The organism is Pedobacter roseus, assembly GCF_014395225.1.
GTDB classification, from domain to species: domain Bacteria; phylum Bacteroidota; class Bacteroidia; order Sphingobacteriales; family Sphingobacteriaceae; genus Pedobacter; species Pedobacter roseus.
The window spans coordinates 4,122,995-4,147,893 of sequence record NZ_CP060723.1 but is presented as its reverse complement, the minus strand read 5'-3'; the positions used below and the strand labels follow the sequence as shown (position 1 = coordinate 4,147,893).

At 38.6% G+C, this 24,899-nt stretch carries 15 protein-coding genes; 14 read left to right on the top strand and 1 reads right to left on the bottom strand.

Annotated elements, in window-relative coordinates; genetic code table 11:
- Positions 1–342 precede the first annotated feature (342 nt).
- The 13 genes from H9L23_RS16935 (at position 343) to H9L23_RS16880 (ending at position 22,095) form a co-directional block, all read left to right on the top strand.
- Positions 343–3,657: a SusC/RagA family TonB-linked outer membrane protein gene (locus tag H9L23_RS16935; RefSeq protein ID WP_223190993.1), complete on the top strand. Its 3,315-nt coding sequence runs from the start codon at positions 343–345 to the stop codon at positions 3,655–3,657.
- A 26-nt stretch (positions 3,658–3,683) separates the two neighbouring features.
- The gene (locus tag H9L23_RS16930; RefSeq protein WP_187591498.1) at positions 3,684–5,402 is read left to right on the top strand and encodes a SusD/RagB family nutrient-binding outer membrane lipoprotein; all 1,719 of its coding nucleotides are present in this window, start codon (positions 3,684–3,686) and stop codon (positions 5,400–5,402) included.
- Between the two features lie 59 nt (positions 5,403–5,461).
- Complete coding sequence (locus H9L23_RS16925) at positions 5,462–6,040, top strand: redoxin domain-containing protein (RefSeq protein ID WP_187591497.1); 579 nt, start codon at positions 5,462–5,464, stop codon at positions 6,038–6,040.
- Position 6,041: 1 nt separating this feature from the next.
- Positions 6,042–6,854 carry a c-type cytochrome gene (locus H9L23_RS26435; RefSeq protein WP_223190992.1) on the top strand — a complete coding sequence of 271 codons (813 nt, stop codon included), beginning with the start codon at positions 6,042–6,044 and terminating at the stop codon, positions 6,852–6,854.
- Positions 6,797–7,366: a monooxygenase gene (locus H9L23_RS26430; protein ID WP_223190991.1), complete on the top strand. Its 570-nt coding sequence runs from the start codon at positions 6,797–6,799 to the stop codon at positions 7,364–7,366. The genes H9L23_RS26435 and H9L23_RS26430 overlap by 58 nt, the downstream gene beginning before the upstream one ends.
- A 252-nt stretch (positions 7,367–7,618) precedes the next feature.
- Positions 7,619–8,305, top strand: coding sequence for a PNGase F N-terminal domain-containing protein (locus H9L23_RS16915; RefSeq protein ID WP_187591496.1), 687 nt, complete (start codon positions 7,619–7,621; stop codon positions 8,303–8,305).
- Positions 8,269–8,781, top strand: coding sequence for a peptide-N-glycosidase F-related protein (locus H9L23_RS27100; protein ID WP_187595515.1), 513 nt, complete (start codon positions 8,269–8,271; stop codon positions 8,779–8,781). Before H9L23_RS16915 ends, H9L23_RS27100 begins: the two co-directional genes overlap by 37 nt.
- 175 nt (positions 8,782–8,956) lie before the next feature.
- Positions 8,957–10,147 carry an ROK family protein gene (locus H9L23_RS16905; protein WP_187591495.1) on the top strand — a complete coding sequence of 397 codons (1,191 nt, stop codon included), beginning with the start codon at positions 8,957–8,959 and terminating at the stop codon, positions 10,145–10,147.
- A gap of 122 nt (positions 10,148–10,269) precedes the next feature.
- Positions 10,270–13,725: a SusC/RagA family TonB-linked outer membrane protein gene (locus H9L23_RS16900; protein WP_187591494.1), complete on the top strand. Its 3,456-nt coding sequence runs from the start codon at positions 10,270–10,272 to the stop codon at positions 13,723–13,725.
- Positions 13,726–13,745: 20 nt separating this feature from the next.
- Positions 13,746–15,380 (top strand): SusD/RagB family nutrient-binding outer membrane lipoprotein, encoded by a 1,635-nt coding sequence (locus H9L23_RS16895; RefSeq protein ID WP_187591493.1) that lies wholly within the window; start codon positions 13,746–13,748, stop codon positions 15,378–15,380.
- A gap of 59 nt (positions 15,381–15,439) precedes the next feature.
- Positions 15,440–16,864 carry an alpha-L-fucosidase gene (locus H9L23_RS16890; RefSeq protein WP_187591492.1) on the top strand — a complete coding sequence of 475 codons (1,425 nt, stop codon included), beginning with the start codon at positions 15,440–15,442 and terminating at the stop codon, positions 16,862–16,864.
- 2 nt (positions 16,865–16,866) lie between these two features.
- Positions 16,867–19,539, top strand: a complete 2,673-nt coding sequence (locus tag H9L23_RS16885) for a glycoside hydrolase family 3 C-terminal domain-containing protein (RefSeq protein ID WP_187591491.1) — start codon at positions 16,867–16,869, stop codon at positions 19,537–19,539.
- Between the two features lie 639 nt (positions 19,540–20,178).
- Positions 20,179–22,095, top strand: a complete 1,917-nt coding sequence (locus H9L23_RS16880; RefSeq protein ID WP_187591490.1) for a DEAD/DEAH box helicase — start codon at positions 20,179–20,181, stop codon at positions 22,093–22,095.
- Positions 22,096–22,218: 123 nt separating this feature from the next.
- Here H9L23_RS16880 and H9L23_RS16875 read toward each other — a convergent pair whose 3' ends face one another.
- Positions 22,219–22,551 carry a hypothetical protein gene (locus H9L23_RS16875; protein ID WP_187591489.1) on the bottom strand — a complete coding sequence of 111 codons (333 nt, stop codon included), beginning with the start codon at positions 22,549–22,551 and terminating at the stop codon, positions 22,219–22,221.
- 447 nt (positions 22,552–22,998) lie between these two features.
- Between H9L23_RS16875 and H9L23_RS16870 the strand changes: the two genes are divergently transcribed.
- Positions 22,999–24,840, top strand: coding sequence for an alpha-L-fucosidase (locus H9L23_RS16870; RefSeq protein WP_187591488.1), 1,842 nt, complete (start codon positions 22,999–23,001; stop codon positions 24,838–24,840).
- The last annotated feature ends 59 nt before the right edge of the window (positions 24,841–24,899 follow it).

Genomic DNA, 24,899 nt, shown 5'->3' with positions numbered 1-24,899 from the left:
AAAAGGCTTGTTTATGCAGGCCTTTTTTATGCTAAAATCACCTTTTTAAAAAAATTAAAAAGAATAGTGTGGTTTTGTGTTTTTTTATTAAGTTTGTTATAACTAATCAAACCCCCGTAATTTATGAAGCCAATCATCCAATACAATCATCAGGTATTATAGCGTAGCTGTTAAACAGATATTCCTTTAAATGACCTAGTTGCGTTTTAAATCGATTTAGTTAAGTAAATCGGAGATCATTTATGCTGTCTAATTTTATTATATAAACTTTAAATCGTCCAAAATCAAAAAATCCAAAAAACAAACAAACCCAAACAATTTTATTTAACTAATATTTCAAACATGAAGAAAATGTACTTTAAATGTTTGAGTGTGCTTTTGCTTACTTTTTTTGCAATTGCTGCTCATGCACAAACTATTATTACAGGAACCGTAAAGGATTCGTCTGGGCCGCTGCCAGGGGCGAACGTTTCTGTAAAGGGCACTCAAAAAGCCACACAAACTGATGGAAATGGTAAATTTAGCATTAGTGCTTCCAGTAATGAAACACTTGTTTTCTCTGCAGTAGGTTTCTTACGCCAGGAAATACTGGTTGGAAGTAACAAAAATTTCAATATTTCATTAAAGGAAGACTTAAAATCACTTGAAGAGGTTACAGTAACAACAGGTTTTGGCGTAAAACAACAAACCAGAAAGTTAAGTTATTCAATCCAGGAAGTGAAAGGTGAAGATCTGGTAAGAGCTAACGAGCAGAACATTGTAAACGCTTTGCAAGGTAAGGTTGCTGGTGTGATGATCAATCAGGGCTCTGGTGGTCCTCAATCATCTTCAAGAATCAGGATCAGGGGTAATTCATCTTTAAGTCCAAATACACAGCCATTAGTTGTTATTGATGGAGTGCTTATTCAGCCAGGCGTTACGGGCGCAGATTCTTATGGAAACGCACCTCAGGATTTTGGTAACATTATGAAAAACCTTAACGCTGATGATTATGAAAGTATCACTGTTTTGAAAGGTGCAGCGGCAAGCTCACTATATGGCTCAAGGGCTCAAAATGGAGTACTCTTAATTACCTCTAAAAAAGGTAAAGGCGGCCAGGGTTTAGGTATTTCATTCTCACACACTCAAACCATTGAACAAGCTTACAGAACAATGGATTTACAGAATGAATTTGGTGCAGGTATTAACCCAACTTTTACAAAAGATGCATCGGGTACGCCTGCAGTGGATGGCCCTAATTACTTTTGGAGCTTTGGACCTCGGTTTGATGGCAGCCTGGTAAAGGATATAGATGGCAGAATGATCAATTGGAATGCTCAGCCGAATAACCTGTTGGATGCCTATAAATTAGGTAACTATAGCAATTCAAATTTGGCATTTCAGGGTGGAGATGAAAATGGAACATTCAGGTTGTCTTATTCAAAATTATACAGTACAGGTATTCTTCCAAACAATAAATTCGATCGTGATGCAATTGATTTTAGAGGATCGCGTAAATTTGGTAAAATCTTCGAAATTAACGCTGGTGTTAACTATACCATCAGTAATAGTTATAACCCGGTAAGTCAATCGAATAATGACAATCCTTTGTTCGCACTTGTATATGGTACTCCAAGAAGTTACGATACCAATTATTGGAAAGATCATTACCTGGATCCGGTTAGAGGTGGACAATTAACTGGTAACGACGATCCTTATGGTTTATCTGGTTTGTGGTTTGGTATCTACGAAAAAAATGTTAGGCAACGTGAAAATGTTTTCAGGGGGAACGTTGATGTTAAAGCCAACATTACACCCTGGTTAAATGCATTGGTTAGGGGAACTTTAAACCAGGTTAACACCAATGGGGAAACAAAAAATATAGGTAGCGGTGTTGGTTTTACTGGTGGCGAATATTCACTAAGTCAATCAAATCAAAAAAGTAGCAGACTACAGTTTTTATTAAATGGTAATAAGAAGTTTGGTCAGGATTTTGATTTTAACATGAGTATCGGTGCTGAAACAGCCAGAGACTTTGGAAATAAGTATACTAAGACCAGAACCGACGGTGGTTTAAAGGATCCCGGAAAATTCTTTTTAGGTAATTCTGTAAATAATGCGATTACAGAAAATAGCACAGATGGTAGCCAAAGAACGGATGCAGTATATGCTTACGGCGATCTGACTTATAAAAATATGCTTACCTTAAACTTCAGTGCAAGAAACGATTGGTCATCTACATTAACTTATCCTGACGGCCATGGTGACTACAGTTATACTTATCCTTCAGTAGGTTTAGCGTATGTATTCTCTGAATCATTAAAGAATAAACCTGCTTTTGATTTCCTCTCTTATGGTAAATTAAGAGCCAATTTTGGTTATACTGGTATGGGAACATCGCCATTTACAACCAGTGCAGGGAAATATCAGTTTTTGGGTACTTACACTGATGAGACTGGAAAACAGATGCCAAGATATGGCTATGCAGATTACACTTTAGGAAATCAGGCTCTAAAAAATGAATTAACAAAAGAATTTGAATTGGGTACTGAATTAAGGTTTTTTAATGATCGTTTAGGCGTTGATTTTTCATTCTATAAAAAGAATACAACAAATCAAATTTTGTCTTTAGCACTACCTACTGAATCAGGTGTTCAAAAGAAATTATTTAATGCAGGTAATATCCAAAATAAGGGTATCGAAATTTTATTAACGGGTGTGCCAATCAGAACCAAGGATTTTGAGTGGACTTCTACCATCAATTTTGCCAGAAATAGAAATAAAATTATTTCACTTGCACCTGGTGTAGATTCATATACTTTAGGTTACGCTTTTGGTGCTGATATGACATCTGTTGCTGTTGCTGGTCAAGAATATGGTAGCATTTACACTGGTTACGGTTATGCTACTTATCAGGCTACCGATGCACAGGGTAATAACATCGATGATCCTAATAATGGTCAAAAATTGTTAAAAGCCAATGGTAGTTATTTTAGAAGTAGCGATGCAGGTCAGGGTAATAAAAACTTAGGAAGTATGATGGAGAAATTTAATGCAAGTTCGATTAATAACATTCGTTATAAGAACTTTAATTTAGGTTTCCAGATCGATGCTAAAGTGGGTGGTTTACTGGCTTCGGGTACTCATCAATACGGAACCAATTTTGGTGCATTCGAAAGTACTTTGTTTGGCCGTTCGGCTGATTTTGGTGGTTTACCAAGAAAAGATGCCCAGGGCAATGTTATTGCCAATGATGGTATTATTCCAGAAGGGGTTTTTGCTAAAGGAACTTTATTAAATAATGTTAATGTTGGTGGTTTAACCTTCCAACAGGCGGTAGATAAAGGATTAATACAGCCAGTTAGTGCGAGGATTTATTATGCCAGGTTAACCCAATGGTCTACTGGTATCAGGGAATACTCGACCTTCGAAAATAGCTGGGTTGCGCTAAGAGAAGTTTCTTTAGGTTATACTGTGCCAAAAAGAATTACCGATAAAATTAATTTCAAACAGGTTAATCTTGGGGTAACGGCAAGGAACTTATTCTATATCTATAATAGCCTGCCTGACCATCTAAATCCTGAAGGTTTATTTAGTAATAGTGCCGGTTCTTTCGCCGAATATGGTGGTATGCCGTATGTACGTACATTTGCTTTCTCAGTAAGAGCAGCCTTATAGTAATTTACAGTTAAAGAAATTAAAGAATGAAAACGACAAATAAGATAGCCCTCTTGCTAGTAGCTTTGGTAGGGATTTCAATATCATCATGTAAAAAAGATCAGTTTGTAGAACTGAATACTGATCCTTTAAAACTGGATGTGATCACTCCGGAACAGCAGTTTATGAACTCTATTGCGAACATAAATGCTGATCGATTCGAATGGTACTATGATAATTTTAGGGCCATTATGCCCTGGATGCAAATGACCACCCCTTTAAATGGAAACAGTGTTACTTTTATATCTGATGCCGCCAACTTCAGGAATGTTAGGTATGGCACTTTTTATCCAAGAGTAGGAGGTAACTTGACGGATATGGAACAGCTGATCAAAAAATTACCAGCTGATGAACAGGCAAAAAGGGTTTATCAAACAGAAATCGCGCGGATAGTTAAAGCATACTATGCTTTTTATGTATCTGATGTAACTGGTAGCATTCCATATACCGAAGCCAACATGGTGAGATATGGGGGAACAGAAACTCCAAAGTATGATACACAGCAAGCTTTATTCGATTTATTGGATGCCCAGCTTAAAAATTCGGTAACTGTGCTAAGTACACCACAATCGGTTGCACAGACTTCGTTAGGTACAAACGATTTGTTTTATCAGGGTGCTGTTGATAAATGGATTAAAGTAGCCAATTCTACACGTTTACGTATGGCGATGAGATTAATGAAAAGAGATGCAGCCAAGATGAAAACAAAGGTTTTAGAAATCCTTGCTGCGCCTGGTGGTTTAATTAATAGTGCCGCCGATAGTTGGGTTTTTAAGGCCAATGCAACTTATGCTGATGGAGGCGATTGGTCTGCAGCAAATTTAAGGGCTCCAAAACAAGTGGTAGACTTTATGTACACCAATTCTGATCCAAGGATTCGTTTCTTTTATCAGGAAAACTTATTTAGCCAGGCAAATTTCGATGCTGCTAAAGCACAGAACAAGATACCTGCTAATGCGGTTTTTGATAGCAGAAGATTTTATGGTGTTCCTTCAAGTCCTGATGTTTCATCAAGCCCTGCATTTGCAAACTTCTTTAATAACATCACTATTTCGGTAGTAAGCAACACTGGTCAAAATGTAAATCAAACCATGGATTCTCTATCTTTGCTTCAGCCAAGGCTATTTGCTGCCGGTGAAAACGGAGGTACAGGAATAAATATGTTTCCATTAATTACTTATGCTGATGTTTGTTTCATGCGTGCAGAATTAGCCGCTAGAACTGTTACAACAGAATCGGCCGAAGATTGGTATAATAAAGGCGTTGCTGCTTCAATATCTTTTTATGATGATTTGGCCAATAAGGCAAAAATTGTTGATAGAGGTGGTAATTTAAGCTATGTTGCGCTAACAGCTGCAGAAATAACTACTTATATGGCTAAAACCGATATCAAATTTGACGCATCCAAGGGGTTAGATCAGATTATAGGTCAAGCTTATTTAAACTTCTTTAAGCAGCCTAACGAAGCGTGGGCTATTTATAAAAGAACAGGCATGCCTAATTCAACTACTGTACTTAAGTTAGAGAAAATTATGGCCAGTGGAACAGAACAGGTTATTCCAAGAAGAGCAAGTTTGCCATTCCCTGCACCGACCAATTTAAATTATCAAAATATTGTTGATGCCTATAAAGTGATGCAGGCTGATCCTGATTTCGGTCAAGGACCAAGCGATATCGCCGGCAGAGTTTGGTGGGACAAAAAATAAAAATATATTTATATAAATTAACAGAACTCCTAATGTAATTTAGGAGTTCTTTTTGTATTATGAAATTACTTATAACCTTAGTTTTAATAATTTTTTGTGCTCAAACAAGTTCTTTTGGACAGGTTGCCTTACCCAATAAATTGCTTTGGGAGCAAATTAAAACTAGCAATATTGTTAATGTAAACGGTAAAACAACGGTTGTGTTAAAAAAGAATACTGCATTTATATTTATATCGCCCGAATGCCCTCTCTGCAAAAATTACATGCTTACATTAAATGAATTAGTTAAAAAGTATCCTCAGGTAAATATTGTAGGAGTTGTGCCCGGGAAAAGTTATACGCTAGCAGATATCAGACAATTTGCTCAAGACTATAAAGCTGTCTTTGATATTTATTTAGATAAGAATAAAACATTAACAAAAGTGCTGAAGGCTAAAGTTACGCCGGAAGCAATTGTGATAGATGAAAAGGGAAACCTAAGGTATAGAGGCTTAATAGATAACTGGCAAGCAAAACTTGGTGTAAAAAGAAAAGTGATTACCGATCATTATTTGGATGATGCCCTTGATCAAATAAAAACGACCAGCTATAAATATATGGAAACCGCCCCCTTAGGCTGTCTCATTAACGATCTTTAGTATGCTTAATAAAATCATTACTGTTCTCTTGTTTTGCTGTTTTTTTGAGAATGCATACAGTCAAAAAATCACTTATTATGAGCACATTGCACCAATAATCCGCAGTAAATGTGCACCTTGTCATCGTCCGGGCGAAGCAGGTCCGTTTTCTTTATTAACTTATGCTGATGTTGCTAAAAGAACTTCATTTATAAGGGATGTGGTATCCTCAGGATTTATGCCACCCTGGAAACCCGATAATCATTACCGAATGTTCGCGAATGATCGTTCTTTAAGTGATCGAGAAAAGAAAACAATTATAAGCTGGATTGATAATAAGGCACCAGAAGGGATTAATAAGGAAAAAGAAGCGGTTGCAGATCAACTTATTCCGGGAACACAGTACGTAAGAAAACCTGATATGACCGTAAAGGTTAGCAAACCATTTGAGGTAAAAGGCGATAATGAGGAGCGCTTTATCGTTTTTAAGATTCCTTTCGAAATGGCTTCGGCCAAAAATATAGCCGCCATAGAATTTATTTCGACCAATAAAAAGATTATCCACCATGCTAATTTTGCTATACACCCCGTAGCCGATGATATCGATATTAGGCAGGCAGCCGATTTTGTGAACCTAACTGACGATTCGAGAACGAATTACGATCAATATTTACCTTTTAAAAAGGAGATGACATATTATGGTGGATGGATTCCGGGTACTTCGTTCGAATCATATCCTGCTGATCTAGGTTGGGTAATGCCAAAACGGGGGTTATTTTGCTCACCATTCATTATGCACCTGTTGCAAAAAATGAAGAAGATATTTCTGGTATAAACTTCTTTTTTAAAGATACGCCGGTTAAGCGTATAGTTAATGTAGTTAGTTTAGGCTCAGGTGGGGTAGGCGAAAGTTCTATCGATCCCTATTTTATGATTCAGGCTGATTCGGTGAAAAAATTTAATCTTAAAATCTTAACCCCACAAGACCAGTCGCTGCTCTATATCTGGCCACACATGCACCTTTTGGGTAAAGATTTTAAATCTTATGCCATTACCCCTGCTGGAGATACAATCAAACTGGTATCAATTCCTTCATGGGATTTTAGGTGGCAGGAGATTTATCGTTTCAAAAAATTGATCAAAGTACCCAAAGGATCAGTTCTAACCATTGAAGGTACTTATGATAACACAAAAAACAATCCCAATAATCCAAACAATCCTCCCAAAATGGTTTTTTCGGCTAACGACATGAAATCAACAGACGAGATGTTAACGATGCTTTTGATATTCTTAAAATACGAAGATGGGGATGAAGATAAAGTATTGGATACACAAACATCTCCTTGATCAATTTCTTTCAATTCATCTCTTCAGTAGCTAACTAAATTTGCCTTTTCATGCCAGGGTGTTCTGATCCTATTCAGATACTATGTTTAACTTATCTTAAATATATTTTTATTAAGATATAATTTCTTTTTAAAAAAATTAAGAAGTTGATATATTTTTCTTACTTTAGTTTATACTTAGATATTGACTATCATATTATTATGATTAAGCAGTGTTTAAGTGAACTAATCTTCTAACCAAAATTTATCAACTATGAAAAAGAGTATGTTAATTTTCTCGGCAGTAATATTATTACTTGCCTCCTGCAAAAGAAATGAAAGTGAGCAGCTTTCGGGCGAATCCATTTCACTTTCGAAGAATGGCGCATTAAGCCTGGCCAATACGCCAGCTGCAGCACCCAATACCTTTAAGGTATTCGACCAGATTTTATTTTATGATGGTTATGCTGCAACAGTAACCGGGCCCGTGCCTGCGCAGGTAACACGCATTTCGAATTCCAAATATGTTAAAAAGTTAAGCGCCACAGATCTTTCTAAACTATCTAACAGTTTAGATATCAAGGTAAGTATTACACCATATTGCGATAATTATGATAGGATTGGCTCTGTAGGTCTGAGTTTTATTCCAAAAAATTCGGCCTTTAGCGAGAGTATTGGCAAACACATCGAAGTGGGCCGTTTTATTACCCCTTTTATGGACAAGAACAAAACGCCGAATGTTACACCCTATCTCTTTAGTGTAAATAATGTCGCCAATATATTAAGAGATGCAAACGTGCTTACTACTTATGATATTTATGTGGTATTTAATTTGTTTGGAGTACCTTACGCAGCTCAAAATGAAATAAGCGGATGTGGTGGCCACAACGAAACATTTTATGGTACAGTTGAGTTTATCAATAAATCTGGGGGTCTGATCCTGCAACAGCAGTACAGGTAATCCCGATAGCCACTGAAAAAGATTTAGATAACTTTACGGCAAATAATACAGATCAGATAGGAAGTAGTAAAAAAACTTATACTATTAATCTGCCCTCGGCAATAACCGATGCCAGGCTTTACCTCATTACTTCAGCTCATGGTGCAAACAGTGGAGGTGAAGAATATGTTCGTAGAGATCATAATATCTATTTCGATAATGTTTTAAAATTAACTTATAAACCTGGTGGCAAATCATGTGAACCTTATCGCCAATATAATACGCAGAGTAATGGAATATATGGCCCTCTTCCTAAAAGCGCTTCATCATGGTCTTCATGGAGCAACTGGTGTCCTGGCGATCTGATTCCGATACGGGAAATTAGTCTTGGCAATTTAACTGCTGGTAACCATACTTTTAAAATCGATGTTCCAACAGCAGTTTTTAAAGACAAACAGGGTTATATACGGCATTCAGTTTATCTGCAAGGTCGTTAAATTACTGTTAGTCAGATAGGTTTTGTTCAATAGAGCAAAACCTATCTATTCTATTAAACCTAAATGATTTGTTTTCGATACCAAATTCAAGGAGTATAATTACTTATTTAAATTATTATAAAGTATACGGGTGCTTACAAAATAAATTATTAAGTTTGTTTAAAATCATCCAAACATGTCAGTAATAATTGAGAAGGGACAAAGGCTTCGTGCCGATATCATCAAACATTTATATTATAAGAAAGCATTATCACTCACTGATTTAAGTAAGCTAACAAAAAAAAGTTTACCATTGGTTACCTCTACTGTAAACAACTTAATAACTGAAGGCTACGTTTTGGAACAGGGGCTTGCCCCATCTACCGGCGGAAGAAGGGCCGCCATGTTTTTGATCAATCCGAACCTGAAGAAATATATTGTGGCCATTGCAATGGATCAGCTTACATCGAGATTAACAATTTATGATCTCACCCGAAAAATGGTCATTCCTGTCCAAACCCTGGAATTCGAAATGTCATCAAAAAATATCAACATCGCTGACCTGGTTGATTTTATCAATAAAAGTATTAATCAATCCAAAATCAAAAGAGAAGATATTTTGGGTGTTGGCATCGGTATGCCGGGTTTTGTGAATGCCGATGAAGGAGTTAACCATTCTTTTTTAAAAGTAAATGATGATACCACGCTGCAACAATACCTTTCACAACAGATCAACCTGCAGGTACATATTGATAATGACTCCAGTTTAATTGCACTTGCCGAACTGAATTTTGGTGAGGCCATTGATTTGAAAGATGTAATGGTGGTTAATATTGGCTGGGGAACAGGTTTGGGAATGATCATTAATGGGAAATTATACCGGGGCAGCAGCGGTAGTGCTGGCGAATTTAGTCATATACCACTTTCTGATAGCGATAACCTTTGTTCTTGCGGAAGGAGAGGGTGTTTAGAGGTTGACACTTCATTATTGGTTATGGCCAAAAAGGCACAGGAAGCAATTGCCGGTGGTGCCGAATCGAGCATGACTAAATTATTTACGGATAAAAGCAAACATCCGGCAGAACACTTTTTAACTGCCGTGAGCAAGCAGGATCCGGTTGCCATATCGATACTGGCAAAAGCCATTTTTCAGTTGGGAAAAGGAATATCAACGTTGATCCATTTATTGAACCCAGAATCTATTGTGCTGAGTGGGAGAGGTGCAAAAGCAGGTAAAATGTTGTTGCCGCCAATTCAACAGGCCATTAACGAATTCTGCATACCGCGGATTGCAGAGCAAACCGAAATTAAACTTTCTAAACTAACCGATGAGGCTGAACTACTTGCCGCGGCCAGTTTAACCGTAGAAAGTAGTCTGTTTGAGTAGCTAAACCTTAAAAGAATAAGATTAATATTTTTTAACTAAACCGATAATACATGGCAAAATAAAGAAAAACCGCTAAATCAAGTTATGAACCACTTTTAACTAATCTTAAACTAAACCATTTTATGAAAAGAATGTACTTAAGGTGCTTAAGTATTTTATTGTTAAGCTTTTTAACAATAACTGCTTTTGCACAGAAAACCATTACCGGTACGGTGGTGGAAGCATCAGGACCCTTACCAGGTGTAAGTGTCGCAATTAAAGGAACAACCAAAGCCACTCAAACCGATGGAAATGGTAAATTCTCAATTTCAGCAGCAGAAGGAAATATCCTTGTTTTTAAATCTGTTGGTTATACTTCAAAAGAAATTACGGTAGGAGCATCTGCTACCATAAATGTTAAACTAGAATCATCCGCTAATAGTCTGGACGAAGTTCAGGTAACGACGGCATTCGGAATTAAAAAGGAAAAAAGAGCATTGGGTTATTCCACGCAAGAAGTGTCTGGAAAAGACTTAACCATTGGTCAGGCGCCCACGATAGCGCAGGGTTTGATGGGTAAAGTTGCCGGTTTGCAGATCTCACAATCAGGCGGTGGGGTAGAAGGAGGTTCATCGAGGATTGTTGTCCGTGGAAATACCTCATTAACTGGTGATAACAGGGCCTTAATTATCGTGGATGGTGTGGCGATTAATAACGACCCAGCCAATGTGAACGGTAATAATACTTCATCTGTTGCCGCTAACACAGGGGCCGATGTTTCCTCAAATAACGACTGGGGTACAGGAATGAACTTCATCAACCAGGATGATATTGAAAGCATTACCGTTTTAAAAGGCCCGGCTGCAGCGGCATTATATGGTGCAAGGGGTGGTAATGGTGTTATTTTAATTACGCGTAAAAAAGGAAGTAACAGGCCTGGGCTGGGAATAGATTACAATTACTCTTACAGGCATACAAATCCTTACGAACTTCAAAATTTTCAAAATGAATACGGGCAAGGTGGAGTAGCCTCTATGTTAACGGCAGATAACAGTAAAATGTTCCCTGTTAATGCCGCAGGCCAGCGTTATCAAATAGGAAATAATTACACATCAGCAGGAGAGTATTTAAGTAACTCTTTTGGTACGGTTCCTTATCCAAACGGTAAAGCAACTGATGCCTATTTCAGTTATCCGGGTAGTCAATCCTGGGGCCCGAGATTCGATAATCTACCCATATTAAACTATGATGGGGTTTTGCGGCCATATTCTGCGCAGCCAGATAACTGGAAAGCATTTTTTCCTGATGGTTCAGTAGTAAGTCATAACGTGGCCATTTCTGGCGGTAATGATAATGCTACCGGACGTATTTCTTATACAAGAAATGACACCAAAGCCAATATTTTAAATAGTAATATCCAATCGAACGTTTTTAACTTAGGTTCTACACTTAAGGTTTCTAAAAAAGTAAGTGCAGAAGTTACGGCAAGTTATGTAAACTTTACCCGTTTAAATGCCCCAACTGTTGGTTCGGGTTACTTGGGAGGGGTAATTTATTCCATGCCAAGAGATTATAACCCTTATGTAGATTTCGACAATACTTATGGTCCTAATAATTCGCGGAAGGATGTACTTACCCCAAGTAATTTCCCTGCAGGTTCGCCTGCATATCCTTACAGCGGAAGTTATTTAGCTAACCAGTATTGGAATATTAATAATAACAACACGCTATTTAACAGGAACGGGCTTACCGGGGGGATGAAAGTAATGGCTGATTTAACTGATTTCTTAAATGTGACCGCACAAGGTGGGGTAGACAATTCGAATGATGTAACCACTGTGAAAAATTATCCTACTGATGTGTTAGGACAGGCAAATGGTGCTTATAAATTGGCACAAGCCAAAAATTTGTCAACCAACCTACAGGCTTTCGCCCGTTTACATAAAGACAATCTTTTTGGCAAAGAAATTAATGCAAGTTTAACTGCTGGGGTAGAAAGCTATTATCGCAATGACTATGTTTCGAGTAACCGGACTGATGGAAGCTTGGTAAAACCATTTGTTTTTGCTTTAAATAACGGTTCAAACCCTGTTCCACAACCAGAGGAAACAAAATACACCAAAAAGATAAATTCTGCATACAGTTTTTTAAACCTTTCTTACAAAAATTATCTGTTTTTAGAAGCTACAGCACGTAACGACTGGTCGAGTACATTGGCAAATGGTTCTAACTCCTACTTTTACCCTGCAACTAATTTAAGTTATGTATTTACCGATGGGATTAAAGGTTTACAAAACAGTTTACCATGGTTAAGTTTCGGAAAGTTGAAGCTTTCTTATGCGGAAACAGGATCAGATACCGACCCATATTCTATTTTTAATCTTTTGGATGTAACCACAAACAATGGTCAGCAGGCACAAAGCTTACCAGGCACATTAAAATTCGAAGGTGTAAAACCGCAAAAAAGCAGATCGTTCGAAGCTGGTATTAATTTAGGTTTATTTAAAAACAGGTTGAACATAGATTTAACAGGTTATACCATGAAAAGCTTTAACCAGATCCTGGATAATCCATTGGCCTTATCATCAGGCTTTAACAATGTTAAAATTAATACAGGGTCGTTGGGTAATACCGGTTTTGAGTTCATTATTAGTGGTTCTCCAATAAAAACGAGAGATTTTAGCTGGGATGTATCTATAAGCGGAGCACATGCCAGAACTAAGGTTTTGGCTTTACAGGATGGAATTGAAACCCTAACCTTGGGTACTTTTTTTGGTGGCAACGGTATTTCACAACGTGTTAAAGTTGGCGAAAACTATGGTACCTTATACGGAAGGGATTTTACCTATTACAATGGTCAAAAAATAGTTATGCGTGCTGAAGGAACAGATGGGCAGCCATTACAGTATACTGTTAATGGCAAAACTTATTATGCAGGTACGCAGTGGGTAAAAACAGCCGATGAGGTACCAATAGGTAATTCTCAACCCATGTTAACCGGTGGTATTACTAATACATTTAAGTACAAAGCATTCTCATTGTACGTATTGGCTGATGCAAAAATTGGTGGTGATACCTTTTTCGGCTCTTATGCAGCAGGTATGGGCAGTGGAAACTTAGTAGAAACCTTAAAAGAACGTGATGGTGGAGGTTTACCTTTGGTTTATCCTGATGGGACGACCTCAAACAGTGGAGTTAATTTTGGAGGTGTTTTTGTTACCCGCGATACTCAGGGCAATATTACAAGTGCTACTCCAAACAACGATGTGGTAAATTACCAATGGTACTATCAGGGTACTTTTTCTGCCTGGAACCACCTTGGTGCTCCACGCTCTGCATCAGTATTTAAAAACTCCTGGATGAAACTTAGGGAGGTAGCTTTAACCTATCAGGTTCCGGCTACATTGCTTCAAAAAACAAAGTTTATTCAAAACCTGTCGCTTTCACTGGTTGGAAGAGACCTTTTTTACATTTTTACTACTATACCTAAAGGCTTAAATCCGGAAGGTGTAAACGGTATCGGTAATATGCAAGGTATAGAATATGGATCTCTGCCAAAAACAAGATCATTTGGTTTCACTATACGGTCTTCATTTTAGTCACTTAAAGCATTAATCACATGAAAATTCAACATAAAGTAATCCATACTATACTTGGCCTCTCGCTGATCGTTGGTGTGGCATCGTGTAAAAAAGGTTTCGAAGAATTAAATAAGCCATATAAAGATGCAACGGTTTCTACAGCAACACCTGCAGGCTTTTTTAATAATTTGGCCAAGCGTGCAACAGAAGAAGATTATACGATCTATGCGGGTTTGTTTATGCCAATTACCAATCAGCAGGGTGTTCAGAATAAAAACTTACCCTATATTAATTATATTACTACTTTTTGGCGTAATTATTACCAGGATCTGGCCGATTATAAACAATTATTAAAGCTTGTTAGTGCCGCTCCAAATCCAGGCATCTATAATGATGTAAAGTATATGGCAACTATTCTGATGAGCCAAAAAACTTTATCGATGTTAGATCGCTATGGCGATATACCTTACAGCCAGGCCGCTATTGCTACCGAAGGCTCAGCAAACTACCAACCGAAGTATGATAAAGAAGAAAGTGTTTATAACAGTGTATTAGATGATCTGAAAGCTGCTGTTGAAGGTGTTGGTGGCCCAAACCAAAGCTCAATAGGTACTTATGAATCTTTTTTAACCAACGATTTTGTCGCCTGGAAGAAGTTTGGAAACGCCTTAAGACTGCGTTATGCTGTTCGTTTAAGTAAAACCAATCTGCAAACCAAGGCGAAGGGCATCATTGCAGAAATTCTGGGAAATCCTTCTACTTACCCGTTACCTAATGATCAAGACCTTACGGCCTTATACAAAAGTAATTTTGGAAGTTTTCCTTTAGTGTCTATACCAAATTCTCCAGATTATGGCGATCGCTATTGGTATGCATTCCGGGAGCTCTCTGTTTCGAACATCAGGATGAGTTCGAATGTGTTTGCTAAAATGTCGTCAACCAACGCTGATGATGGATCTGGTTTTTTTGATCCGCGTTACAAAGTCTGGTTTATGCCAAATAATGCAGGCAAATGGGTGCCTCAACCACAAAATGGATCTGTACAAGATGGTGGTACACCTTATCCGAATGAATCTACCAATAGTCCAAAAGCTCCAGGTACCGATCCTGGTAATAAATTTGCTGTATTTAATTACTATCTCGTACGTGATTTTCAGAGTTTCCCTTATGTAATTATTTCGGAAGCAGATGTACATTTCTTAAAGGCAGAAATTTATAACCAAGGTATAGGCGTCGGTGCCGATCAGGCTTTGGCTGAAACAGAATATAATGCAGGGATGAAAGCATCTGTTAACTTTTGGTACACTACTGTTAATAGTAATACAACTGCTATATGGCCTACTGCTGCTAAACCTGGCCCAATTACCCAGGCACAGATTGATGTTTTTACCAGTAACCCTGCGGTAAAATTTACAGCTGGTGATGTAGCGGGAAATTATCGGAAAATAATTACGCAGTCCTGGTTGGCAAGTATGTTTAATGCAGTGGAAACCTGGTGTACAGTCCGCCGTACTGGGGTGACACCTAAGGATGCCACTTACACCCCTGTTACCTATAACAGGTTGCCTTATCCCGACGATGAGAAAACCAACAACCTTTCAAATTTAAATGCCATTGGCGGTAATGTAGACGCTAATGTTCAGATTGCCAAAAAGGTATATTGGATGCCATAATTGTAAATCAAATTAACTCATATCCCGGCCAGTATTGGCCGGGATTTTATACCCTGATAATGAAGATAAAAATTTACTTTCTTTTCTGTTTAATGCTCTTTGTGTACCGTTCTTCTGCCCAACAGAACGACATCATGCCCCAATCAGAAATTTACGAATGGCCTAAAGATGCTGCGGTTAAACAAAAACTAGAGACCTGGCAGGATAAAAAATTTGGAATGATTATCCACTGGGGGCTTTACGCCGTTCCCGGGATTATCGAATCCTGGTCTATCTGTTCTGAAGATTGGATTGAAAGGGATAGTACCATCAAATACGAAGATTATAAAAAATGGTACTGGGGCCAGAGCGAAAAATTTAACCCTACAAAATTCAACCCTGAACAATGGGCAAAAGCAGGTAAAGATGCCGGCATGAAATACCTGGTATTTACCACTAAACACCACGATGGTTTTGCCATGTTCGATACTAAACAATCTGATTTTAGTGTTGCAAAAGGCCCTTTTTCTGCCAATGCTAAAAAAGATGTGGCCAAATATGTGTTCGATGCATTCCGCAAAGAAAACTTTATGATCGGTGCTTATTTTTCTAAACCAGATTGGCACTCTCAGTATTATTGGTGGGACAAATATGCCACCGCTAACAGAAACAACAATTACGACATCCGAAAAAATCCATGGCGGTGGAATATGTTTAAAAGCTATACCCAAAACCAGATCGCCGAGTTGATGAATAATTATGGTAGTATCGATATTCTGTGGTTAGATGGTGGCTGGGTTCGCCCGCGGGCCAGCGTAAACCAGGAAGTGCTTTCATGGGGAGCGCCAATTCCGGAGTGGAGCCAGGATGTAGATATGCCGAAGATTGCAGACATGGCCAGAAAAGCACAGCCTGGTTTAATTATGGTAGACAGAACGGTACATGGTCAGTTCGAAAATTACCAAACCCCTGAACAGAAAATCCCCGAAAAACAATTGGATTATCCTTGGGAGAGCTGTATGACTTTAGGTGGTGCATGGGGATTTGTCCCTAACGATCAATATAAGTCTGCAGCTGAAGTAGTGCATAAACTGGTAGAAATTGTTGCCAAAGGCGGAAGTTTGTTATTGGGCGTTGGTCCGAAAGCAGATGGAACACTGCCTGACGATGTGATTAAAAAATTAGAAGAAATTGGGCAGTGGACTTCAAAAAATGGTACGGCCATTTACGGAACACGGATAACCAAAAACTATCACGACGGGCAAAACTGGTTTACCCAGAGTAAGGACGGAAAAACAGTTTATGGAATCAGCTTTATTGACAAGGCTGCTGTTAATGAAATTTCATGGCAGGGGAGTAGTCCTAAAAAAGGAACGCCAATTACCATTTTAACTACTAACCAAAAAGTAAAATGGACATTGAAAGATGGTAAAGTCCACTTTAATCTTCCTAAAACTGATGAGAAAATAGCCCTTACATTTTCTTTTACGCCTGAAACTAAATAGAGATGCCGAAATCGATAAAATACCTATACTTATTGCCTACGCTTTTTTTCTCTTGCAGTCTTTTTGCACAGGTGAAAAAGGCGCAAATATTGCCTTATAAAAATTCAAAGTTAAGTATCGATTTAAGGATAAAAGACCTGATTTCGAGAATGACTCCGGAAGAAAAATTCTGGCAGTTGTTCATGATCCCCGGGGATGTTAACGAACAGAATAAACAACAGTTTAAACATGGCATTTTTGGCTTGCAGGTAAGTGCGGCCGCGCAGGGAAGTGGCAATGCACAACAGATGTTAACCTATAACACTTCTGAAGATGGACTTTCACTTGCCAAAAAAATCAATAAAATCCAGAAATTCTTTGTAGAAGAAACACGTTTGGGGATTCCCATTATTCCTTTTGATGAGGCCTTGCATGGTTTGGTAAGGCAGGGTGCTACTGCTTTTCCACAATCTATTGGTTTAGCGGCAACTTTCGATACCACATTGGTGGCTAAGATAGGTACAGCCATTGCCAACGAAGCGCGGGTGCGGGGTTTAAGAGATCTTTTGGCGCCTGTAATTAACATGGCTACCGATGTAAGATGGGGCAGAGTAGAAGAAACTTATGGCGAAGACCCTTATCTAACCACTGTGTTGGGGCATGCCTTTATGAACGCCATAGAAAAACAGAATATTATTGTTACCCCTAAACATTTTATTGCCAATGTTGGCGATGGCGGTCGTGATAGTTATCCTATTGAAATGGACACTCACTTTTTGGAAGAAATCCACTTTCCTGCATTTAAAGATGGCGTTAAAAATGTAGGCATCCGTTCTTTAATGACTTCTTACAACAGTGTTTTTGGCTCGCCGGCAACTTCAAATAAATGGTTGCTCACCACAAAACTAAAATCAGAATGGGGTTTTAAAGGTTTCGTTATTTCTGATGCCGGGGCGGTTGGTGGTGCCAATGTATTACATTTTACCGCCAAAGATTATAAAGATGCAACAGCACAATCAATCAATGCCGGGTTAGACGTGATTTTTCAGGTAGATTATAACCACTACAAATTATTTTTGCCTGCATTTTTGGATGGTAGTATCCCAAAATCACGGATTGACGATGCGCTTACCAGGGTGTTGAGAGCAAAATTCGAACTTGGCCTTTTCGAGCAGCCTTATGTTGACGAAAGTATTGCCGAAAAAATGTTAAACGATCAAAGCAATCATATCCTCGCCAAAGAAGCCGCTTTGAAATCTTTTGTACTGCTTAAAAACGATAACCATATTCTTCCCCTAAAAAGTACAAAACGCATTTTATTATTAGGTGAGGATGCTGTTGAAGGCAGGCTGGGTGGTTATAGTGGCACTGGAAATAAAAAGATAAACATCTTGGAAGGACTGAAAAGTGCAGTATCCGGCGATGTTGAAATTAATTATTTAAAAGGTAGCAGTCGCGAAGTTCAATCTTATGTCACGATAGATAGCCAGTTTCTTTCTGTGAATCAAAAATTGGGGTTGACTGCAAAGTATTATAAAGGACTCAACCTCGCTGGTGAACCTGTAAAAGAGCAGGTAGATAAGGCCATCAATTTCAGCTGGACTTTATATCCTCCTGATGAAAAACTTGATTTGGATAATTATTCGATCAGCTGGGAGGGCAGTATAAAAGTTCCGCAAAATGCAGATCTTAATATCGGATTGGAGGGAAATGATGGTTACCGATTATATCTGAACGATAAACTGGTGATTGATAACTGGGATAAAAAATCATTCAATTTAAAAACAGCGCATTTCCATTTTGAGAAAAATAAAGCCTACTCCATTAAAGTAGAATTTTTCGAACCTAAAGGCAATGGCAAGATCAAACTCGTATGGGATTATAATGTTCAGCAACCAAACGAAATAACAGATGCGGTAAAAGCAGCAAAAAATAACGACGTGGTGGTTTTTGTAGCAGGGATAAAAGAAGGAGAGTTTTTAGATCGGGCAATGTTAAACCTGCCGGGTAATCAGGAAACTCTTTTACAGGAACTTGCAAAAACAGGTAAACCGATTGTGGTGGTGTTAACCGGTGGCAGTGCCATTAATATGCAGCCCTGGTTAAATAAGGTAAGCGCAGTTTTAAATGTATGGTACCCTGGCGAAGCTGGTGGCAATGCTGTGGCAGATGTATTGTTGGGTAAAGCAAATCCTTCAGGAAAACTCCCGATTACCTGTCCTGTTGATGAATCGCAGCTACCTTTAGTGTATAACCACAAGCCAACCGGAAGAGGTGATGACTACAACAATTTAAGTGGTGAGCCGCTTTTCCCTTTCGGATATGGATTAAGTTATACCGACTTTTCTTATGCCAACTTAAAATTCAGCCGCAAAAGCATAGCTAAAAATGAAACCGCGACTGTAACCTTTGAACTGAAAAATACAGGCAGTTACGATGGGGAAGAAGTGGTTCAATTGTACATGAGGCCATTACTAAGCAAGCTGGCTCAGCCTGTTCTGGCGCTCAGGGCTTTTCAAAGGGTGAGCTTAAAAGCAGGTGAAACGAAAACCGTTTCTTTTCAAATAGATAAAGAAGTGCTTCAAACGCTTGATGGCAATAATAAATGGGACGCAGTTCCCGGAGATTATAGAATTATGATCGGCTCATCGAGCAAGGCGCTTTATTTAAAAGATAACATCACAGTAAAACCTTAAAAATACACCCCTATGGTTGGGTATAAACCATAATCGAGTAATAGTTGCCGCAGATTCTGGTTAAATCTGCGGCTTTTTTTGCGCTCGTTTTTATTAGATTTGTCATTCTGAGCGTAGCCGAAGAATCTATCAAAAGGAGCATGCTCTTCATATTATTTTTTGCCACGGAAACACGGAACGCACGGAGTTTTGATTATAAACCTGAGATACCGAACAAGCTGAATATCCTACTAGTTTCGTCATTCCCAACCCGATATCTATCGGGTCGATTGGGAATCTTAAAGCAATCAGCTTTAAGATTCCTGCCTACACGCTGCGTCCTCTGCGGTTAAAACATACGCGATAGGTTCGGCACCAGGCATTCAATTAACCACTTAACCAATTAACCACTTAACCTCAATGTAGTTTAAAAATCATAATCCACCTAACTCCAGGCTTACCCCAAAAAAAACAAACCATGCCTCACCTTTACGATCTTAGTTTAAAACCCTTCCATCATCCCTTTTCCATCTTCCGTCATCCATTTCCCTTTATCCCCTTATTTTCAAATAATTAGCCTTAAAAACTATTTACCTGGTAATCTGTGAAATACGGAATATTAACCGTACCTTTGCGGCTCAATTAAAAATAAAAAGACGAATGACAAACCCATTTCAATTATTGGGGATAAGTGATGACGTCGTTAATGCCGTAAAGGATCTTGGATTTGAAACTCCAACACCTATTCAGGAGCAAAGTATTCCTGTACTGTTAGAAGGCACTAATGATTTTGTTGGTTTGGCCCAAACAGGAACAGGAAAAACAGCCGCATTTGGTTTGCCGCTGTTAGAACTAATCGATTTTAAAGTTAACAAACCACAGGCATTGATTTTATGCCCTACCCGTGAGTTATGCTTACAGATCGCTAACGACCTTAAGAACTTTTCTAAAAACATTGCTAATGCCCACGTTGTTGCCGTTTACGGTGGCGCGAACATTATGCAACAACTACGCGAAATCCGTCAGGGAATTCAAATCGTAGTGGCCACGCCCGGCCGTATGTTGGATATCATTGGCCGTAAGGCGATTGATTTTTCAAACGTTAAATATGTTGTGCTTGATGAAGCTGACGAGATGTTGAACATGGGTTTCCAGGACGATATCAACGACATCTTATCAACTACTCCTGATGACAAAAAAACCTGGTTATTCTCGGCTACCATGCCTGCAGAAGTTCGCCGTATAGCTAAAAACTATATGGATAATCCTGTTGAATTAACCATGGGCACAAAAAACACTGGTAACGTAAACATCGAACACGAATATTACATTGTTCGTGCACGTGATAAATACGCTGCCTTAAAACGTATTGTAGATTTCAATCCTGAAATTTTTGCAGTAGTATTCTGTAAAACCAAATTGGATACACAGGATGTTGCTGAGCATTTAATTAAAGATGGCTACAATGCTGATGCTTTACACGGCGATTTATCGCAACAACAACGTGATAAAGTAATGCAACGTTTCCGTGAACGTAACATGCAGTTGTTAATTGCTACTGATGTTGCTGCACGTGGTATCGATGTAAACAATGTAACTCACGTAATCAATTACTCTTTACCTGACGAAATTGAAAGTTATACCCACCGTTCTGGCCGTACTGGTCGTGCGGGTAAAACCGGTATTTCTATCTGTATCATCAACTCTAAAGAAGTTGGAAAAATCCGTCAGCTGGAACGCATTATTGGTAAACAATTTACCAAAGCTGAGCTTCCTACAGGATTTGATGTTTGTGAGAAACAATTATTCTCTTTAGTACATAAAGTACACAATGTAGAAGTTAACAACGAACAAATTGATCAGTACATTCCTCGTATTATGGATGAATTTGCTGATTTAACCAAAGAAGATGTAATTAAACGTTTTGCTTCATTAGAGTTTAACCGTTTCTTGGATTACTATTCTAAAGCACCTGATTTAAATGCTGCAGTTGGCGACGACCGTGGTGCTGACAGAGGCGAAAGAGGAGCTGGACGCGGACGTGGTAGCGAAGGTTACACCCGTTTGTTCATCAACTTAGGTTCTGTAGATGAGTTTACCCGTGGCGATATGTTATCTTTTATCTGTAACAATGGTAAAATTGGTGGCAAAAGTGTTGGTAAAATCGATTTAAAAGGTGTTTTCTCTTTCTTTGAAGTAGAAGATGATGTTGCCGATAAAGTTTTCGAAGGCTTTAAATCTGTTGAGTTTAACGGTCGTCAGGTACGTATCGAGAAAAGCGGAGACGGTGGTCGTGGTGAAGGCGCAGGTGAAAGACGCGGTGGCGGCGAAAGACGTAGCGGTGGCGGTGGTTTCGGCGGTGAACGCAGAAGCGGCGGTGGCGGCGGCGGTTATCGTGGCGGCGGCGACAGAAAATCTGGCGGTGGTAGCGGTAGACGTGAAGGTGGAAATAGCGGTGGCGGTTTCAGAGATTTCTCTGGTCGTAGCCGTGATGACAAAGGTGGTAACACCGGAGGTCCACGCAGAGAAGGCGGAAACCGTGAAGGTGGAAGCGGCGAGCGCCGTAAAAAATGGTAAATCACTAAACCAAATATTTTACAAGCCGTCCCGATTTTTCGGGGCGGCTTTTTTTGTAAACAACAATTGATTATTTGATGTTTAGGAATCGTTCGTAAGGGGTTCTTTAGATAGTTTTACTCCTCAGCTCCATGAAAAACTACTGTATATGACATGATTAGCATTCATAAAATCGCCGAATAATGAATAGGCTTTATCACTACTAAACCGATGCTTTAAAGCGAGTAATAACCCAGATTTATCACCTGACTCTAAATTAAAGATTTGGTAAAACTTATCTACTTCTTCTGATTCAATTGTATAGCTGTACTCATAATCAGTATCTCCCCAGGCGGCTTCAACTGATTTTCCAATATCGTATCCATCAAAGTACAATTGGTCATTATCATTAAAATACAATTCCATCGATATTTTGATATCAGGTTTTTCCAGGTGAAATAAGGTAACTTTTTTCAAGGTATCTTAATCTGTTTTAGTGAAGTTAAAAGTTAATATCTGACACGAAATCTAGCTATAATTTACAAATTTCACAGCATCAACGAGTACAATATTGGTGTAAGATATTAAGTTGAGTAATTTATTTTTTTTGAAAAGCAGTTTCAGTGGCGTTTCGGATTCAGTAGTCCCGCTATCATTCCACCCGATGAAGAATCGGGTTCCCTTCTATCGGGTTTAGTTAATAAAAGCCGGTTTTTCAAATGCGAATCTTCAGCCTTTTCCATGGTGTTATATATTTAACCTGTCGGTACGGTATCGCACCAATCGAAACCTAGGCACCTAACCAAACGTAATGGTGTCAGATATTTCCATCTGACAGAAATCAAGTGATATAATACACATCTTTTTCTAACCAAATTGCTTTCAAAATATTATATTTAACGTTTAGATATACTAAACAACATCATGCGTTATTTTAAGGTTTTCTTTATTTTATTCCCATTATTTATCGGTAAACTCTCTGCTCAGCAAACAGCAGCTTCAGGTCAAAAAATGCAATGGTTTGCTGACGCCAAACTGGGTATTTTTATCCATTGGGGTATTTATTCGGTTAATGGTATTTCCGAATCATGGTCGTTTTTCAACAACTACATCAATCACGATGCTTACATGAAACAACTTAATGGTTTTACCGCTGCAAAATACAAACCGGAAGAATGGGTGAATCTGATTAGAGAAAGCGGTGCTAAATACGCGGTAATTACCACAAAACACCATGATGGTGTTGCCCTTTGGGATAGCAAAATGCCCAACGCAACCACAACCGTTAATAGCAGTGCAGCCAAAAAAGATTTAATCACCCCATTTGTAACCGAACTTAAAAAATCAGGATTGAAAACAGGTTTATACTTTTCATTGCCCGATTGGAGTTATCCCGATTATGATGGCTTTACCCGCGACAGGAAACGATATGATTATAAACAGGATCCCGTAAGGTTTAAAAAATTTCAAAATTACTTTCAGGGACAGTTAAACGAACTTTCAACAAGATACAATCCCGATCTGGTATGGTTTGATGGCGATTGGGAACACAGCGGAGAAGAATGGCAGGCCAAAAATATACTCTCAAATTTACGGAAGGTAAACCAGAATATCATTGTCAATTCTCGCCTAAACGGACATGGCGATTACGATACACCAGAACAGGGTGTTCCGGTAGTAAAACCCAGCTCACCCGAATGGGAACTTTGTTATACCATGAACGATTCATGGGGTTATCAGCCTTATGATAATCACTACAAATCATCCAACATGATTATCCGCACCCTGGTTGATTGTATCAGTATGGGCGGTAATTTGTTATTGGATATCGGACCAAAAGCCGATGGTACCATCGCGCCTGAACAGGTTCAGATTTTAAAAGATTTAGGCCGTTGGACCAAAAAGCATAGTGAAGCGATTTACGGAACGCAAACAGGCATCTCTAAAAAACATTTCAATGCAAAAACTGCACTTTCTAAAGATAAAAAAACGCTATTCCTTTACCTCGATTATAAAACAGATGAAGGCATTGTGCTAACCGGTATTAAATCAAAAGTGAAAAATATGCAGCTAGTTGGCGGTGGTCAGGTAAAATTCACCAACATTAGCGCCTCCGATTATATATTCAATATTCCTTCAACTAATTTTGATCAGGACGTAACGGTGGTAAAAGTAAGTTTTGATGAGCCTATTGACCTTGTTGAAACCGAAAATGAAGCCATTTCATTAAAAGATTTATTTACGGCAAATGATAAACAGATTTCTGTTTCCTACAAACTGAAAAAATTAGCTGCAACTTTGGATAAGGGCACTAATATTTTTAATGACACCAACCTTGCAGCTGATGGAATGGGTTTCAACGTCAATATTAAACCTTTGGATCAAACAGTAAACAACTGGGTAATCAAAAATGCTGAAGCATTATGCAAAACAACTGGAGGAATTCCGGCAGGGCATTTTCAGGGCAATACTGCACTTTCTGCAGATAAACAAACACTTTATTTATTTGTAGAAGGCACACCAACCGGGCCAATTGCCATTAAAGGCTTAAAAAACAACATCAGCAGGATCAGGATTGTAGGGGAGGGCACCATGCTTCCGCACGAAATTTATAACAAGCTTTACTGGAGCAAAATACCAGGCATTGTTTACATTCCTGTACCTGAGGATAAATTAGATCCGGAGTTAACCGTAATTGCAGTGCTTTTAGATGGTCCGATTGATTTGTACCGCGAAAAAGTTGGCGCGATAGAAAGCAACCTCTAATTATTTAACAATTGTAAAATAGTAACGCAACTTTATAATTATCCTTAAATTGCATTACT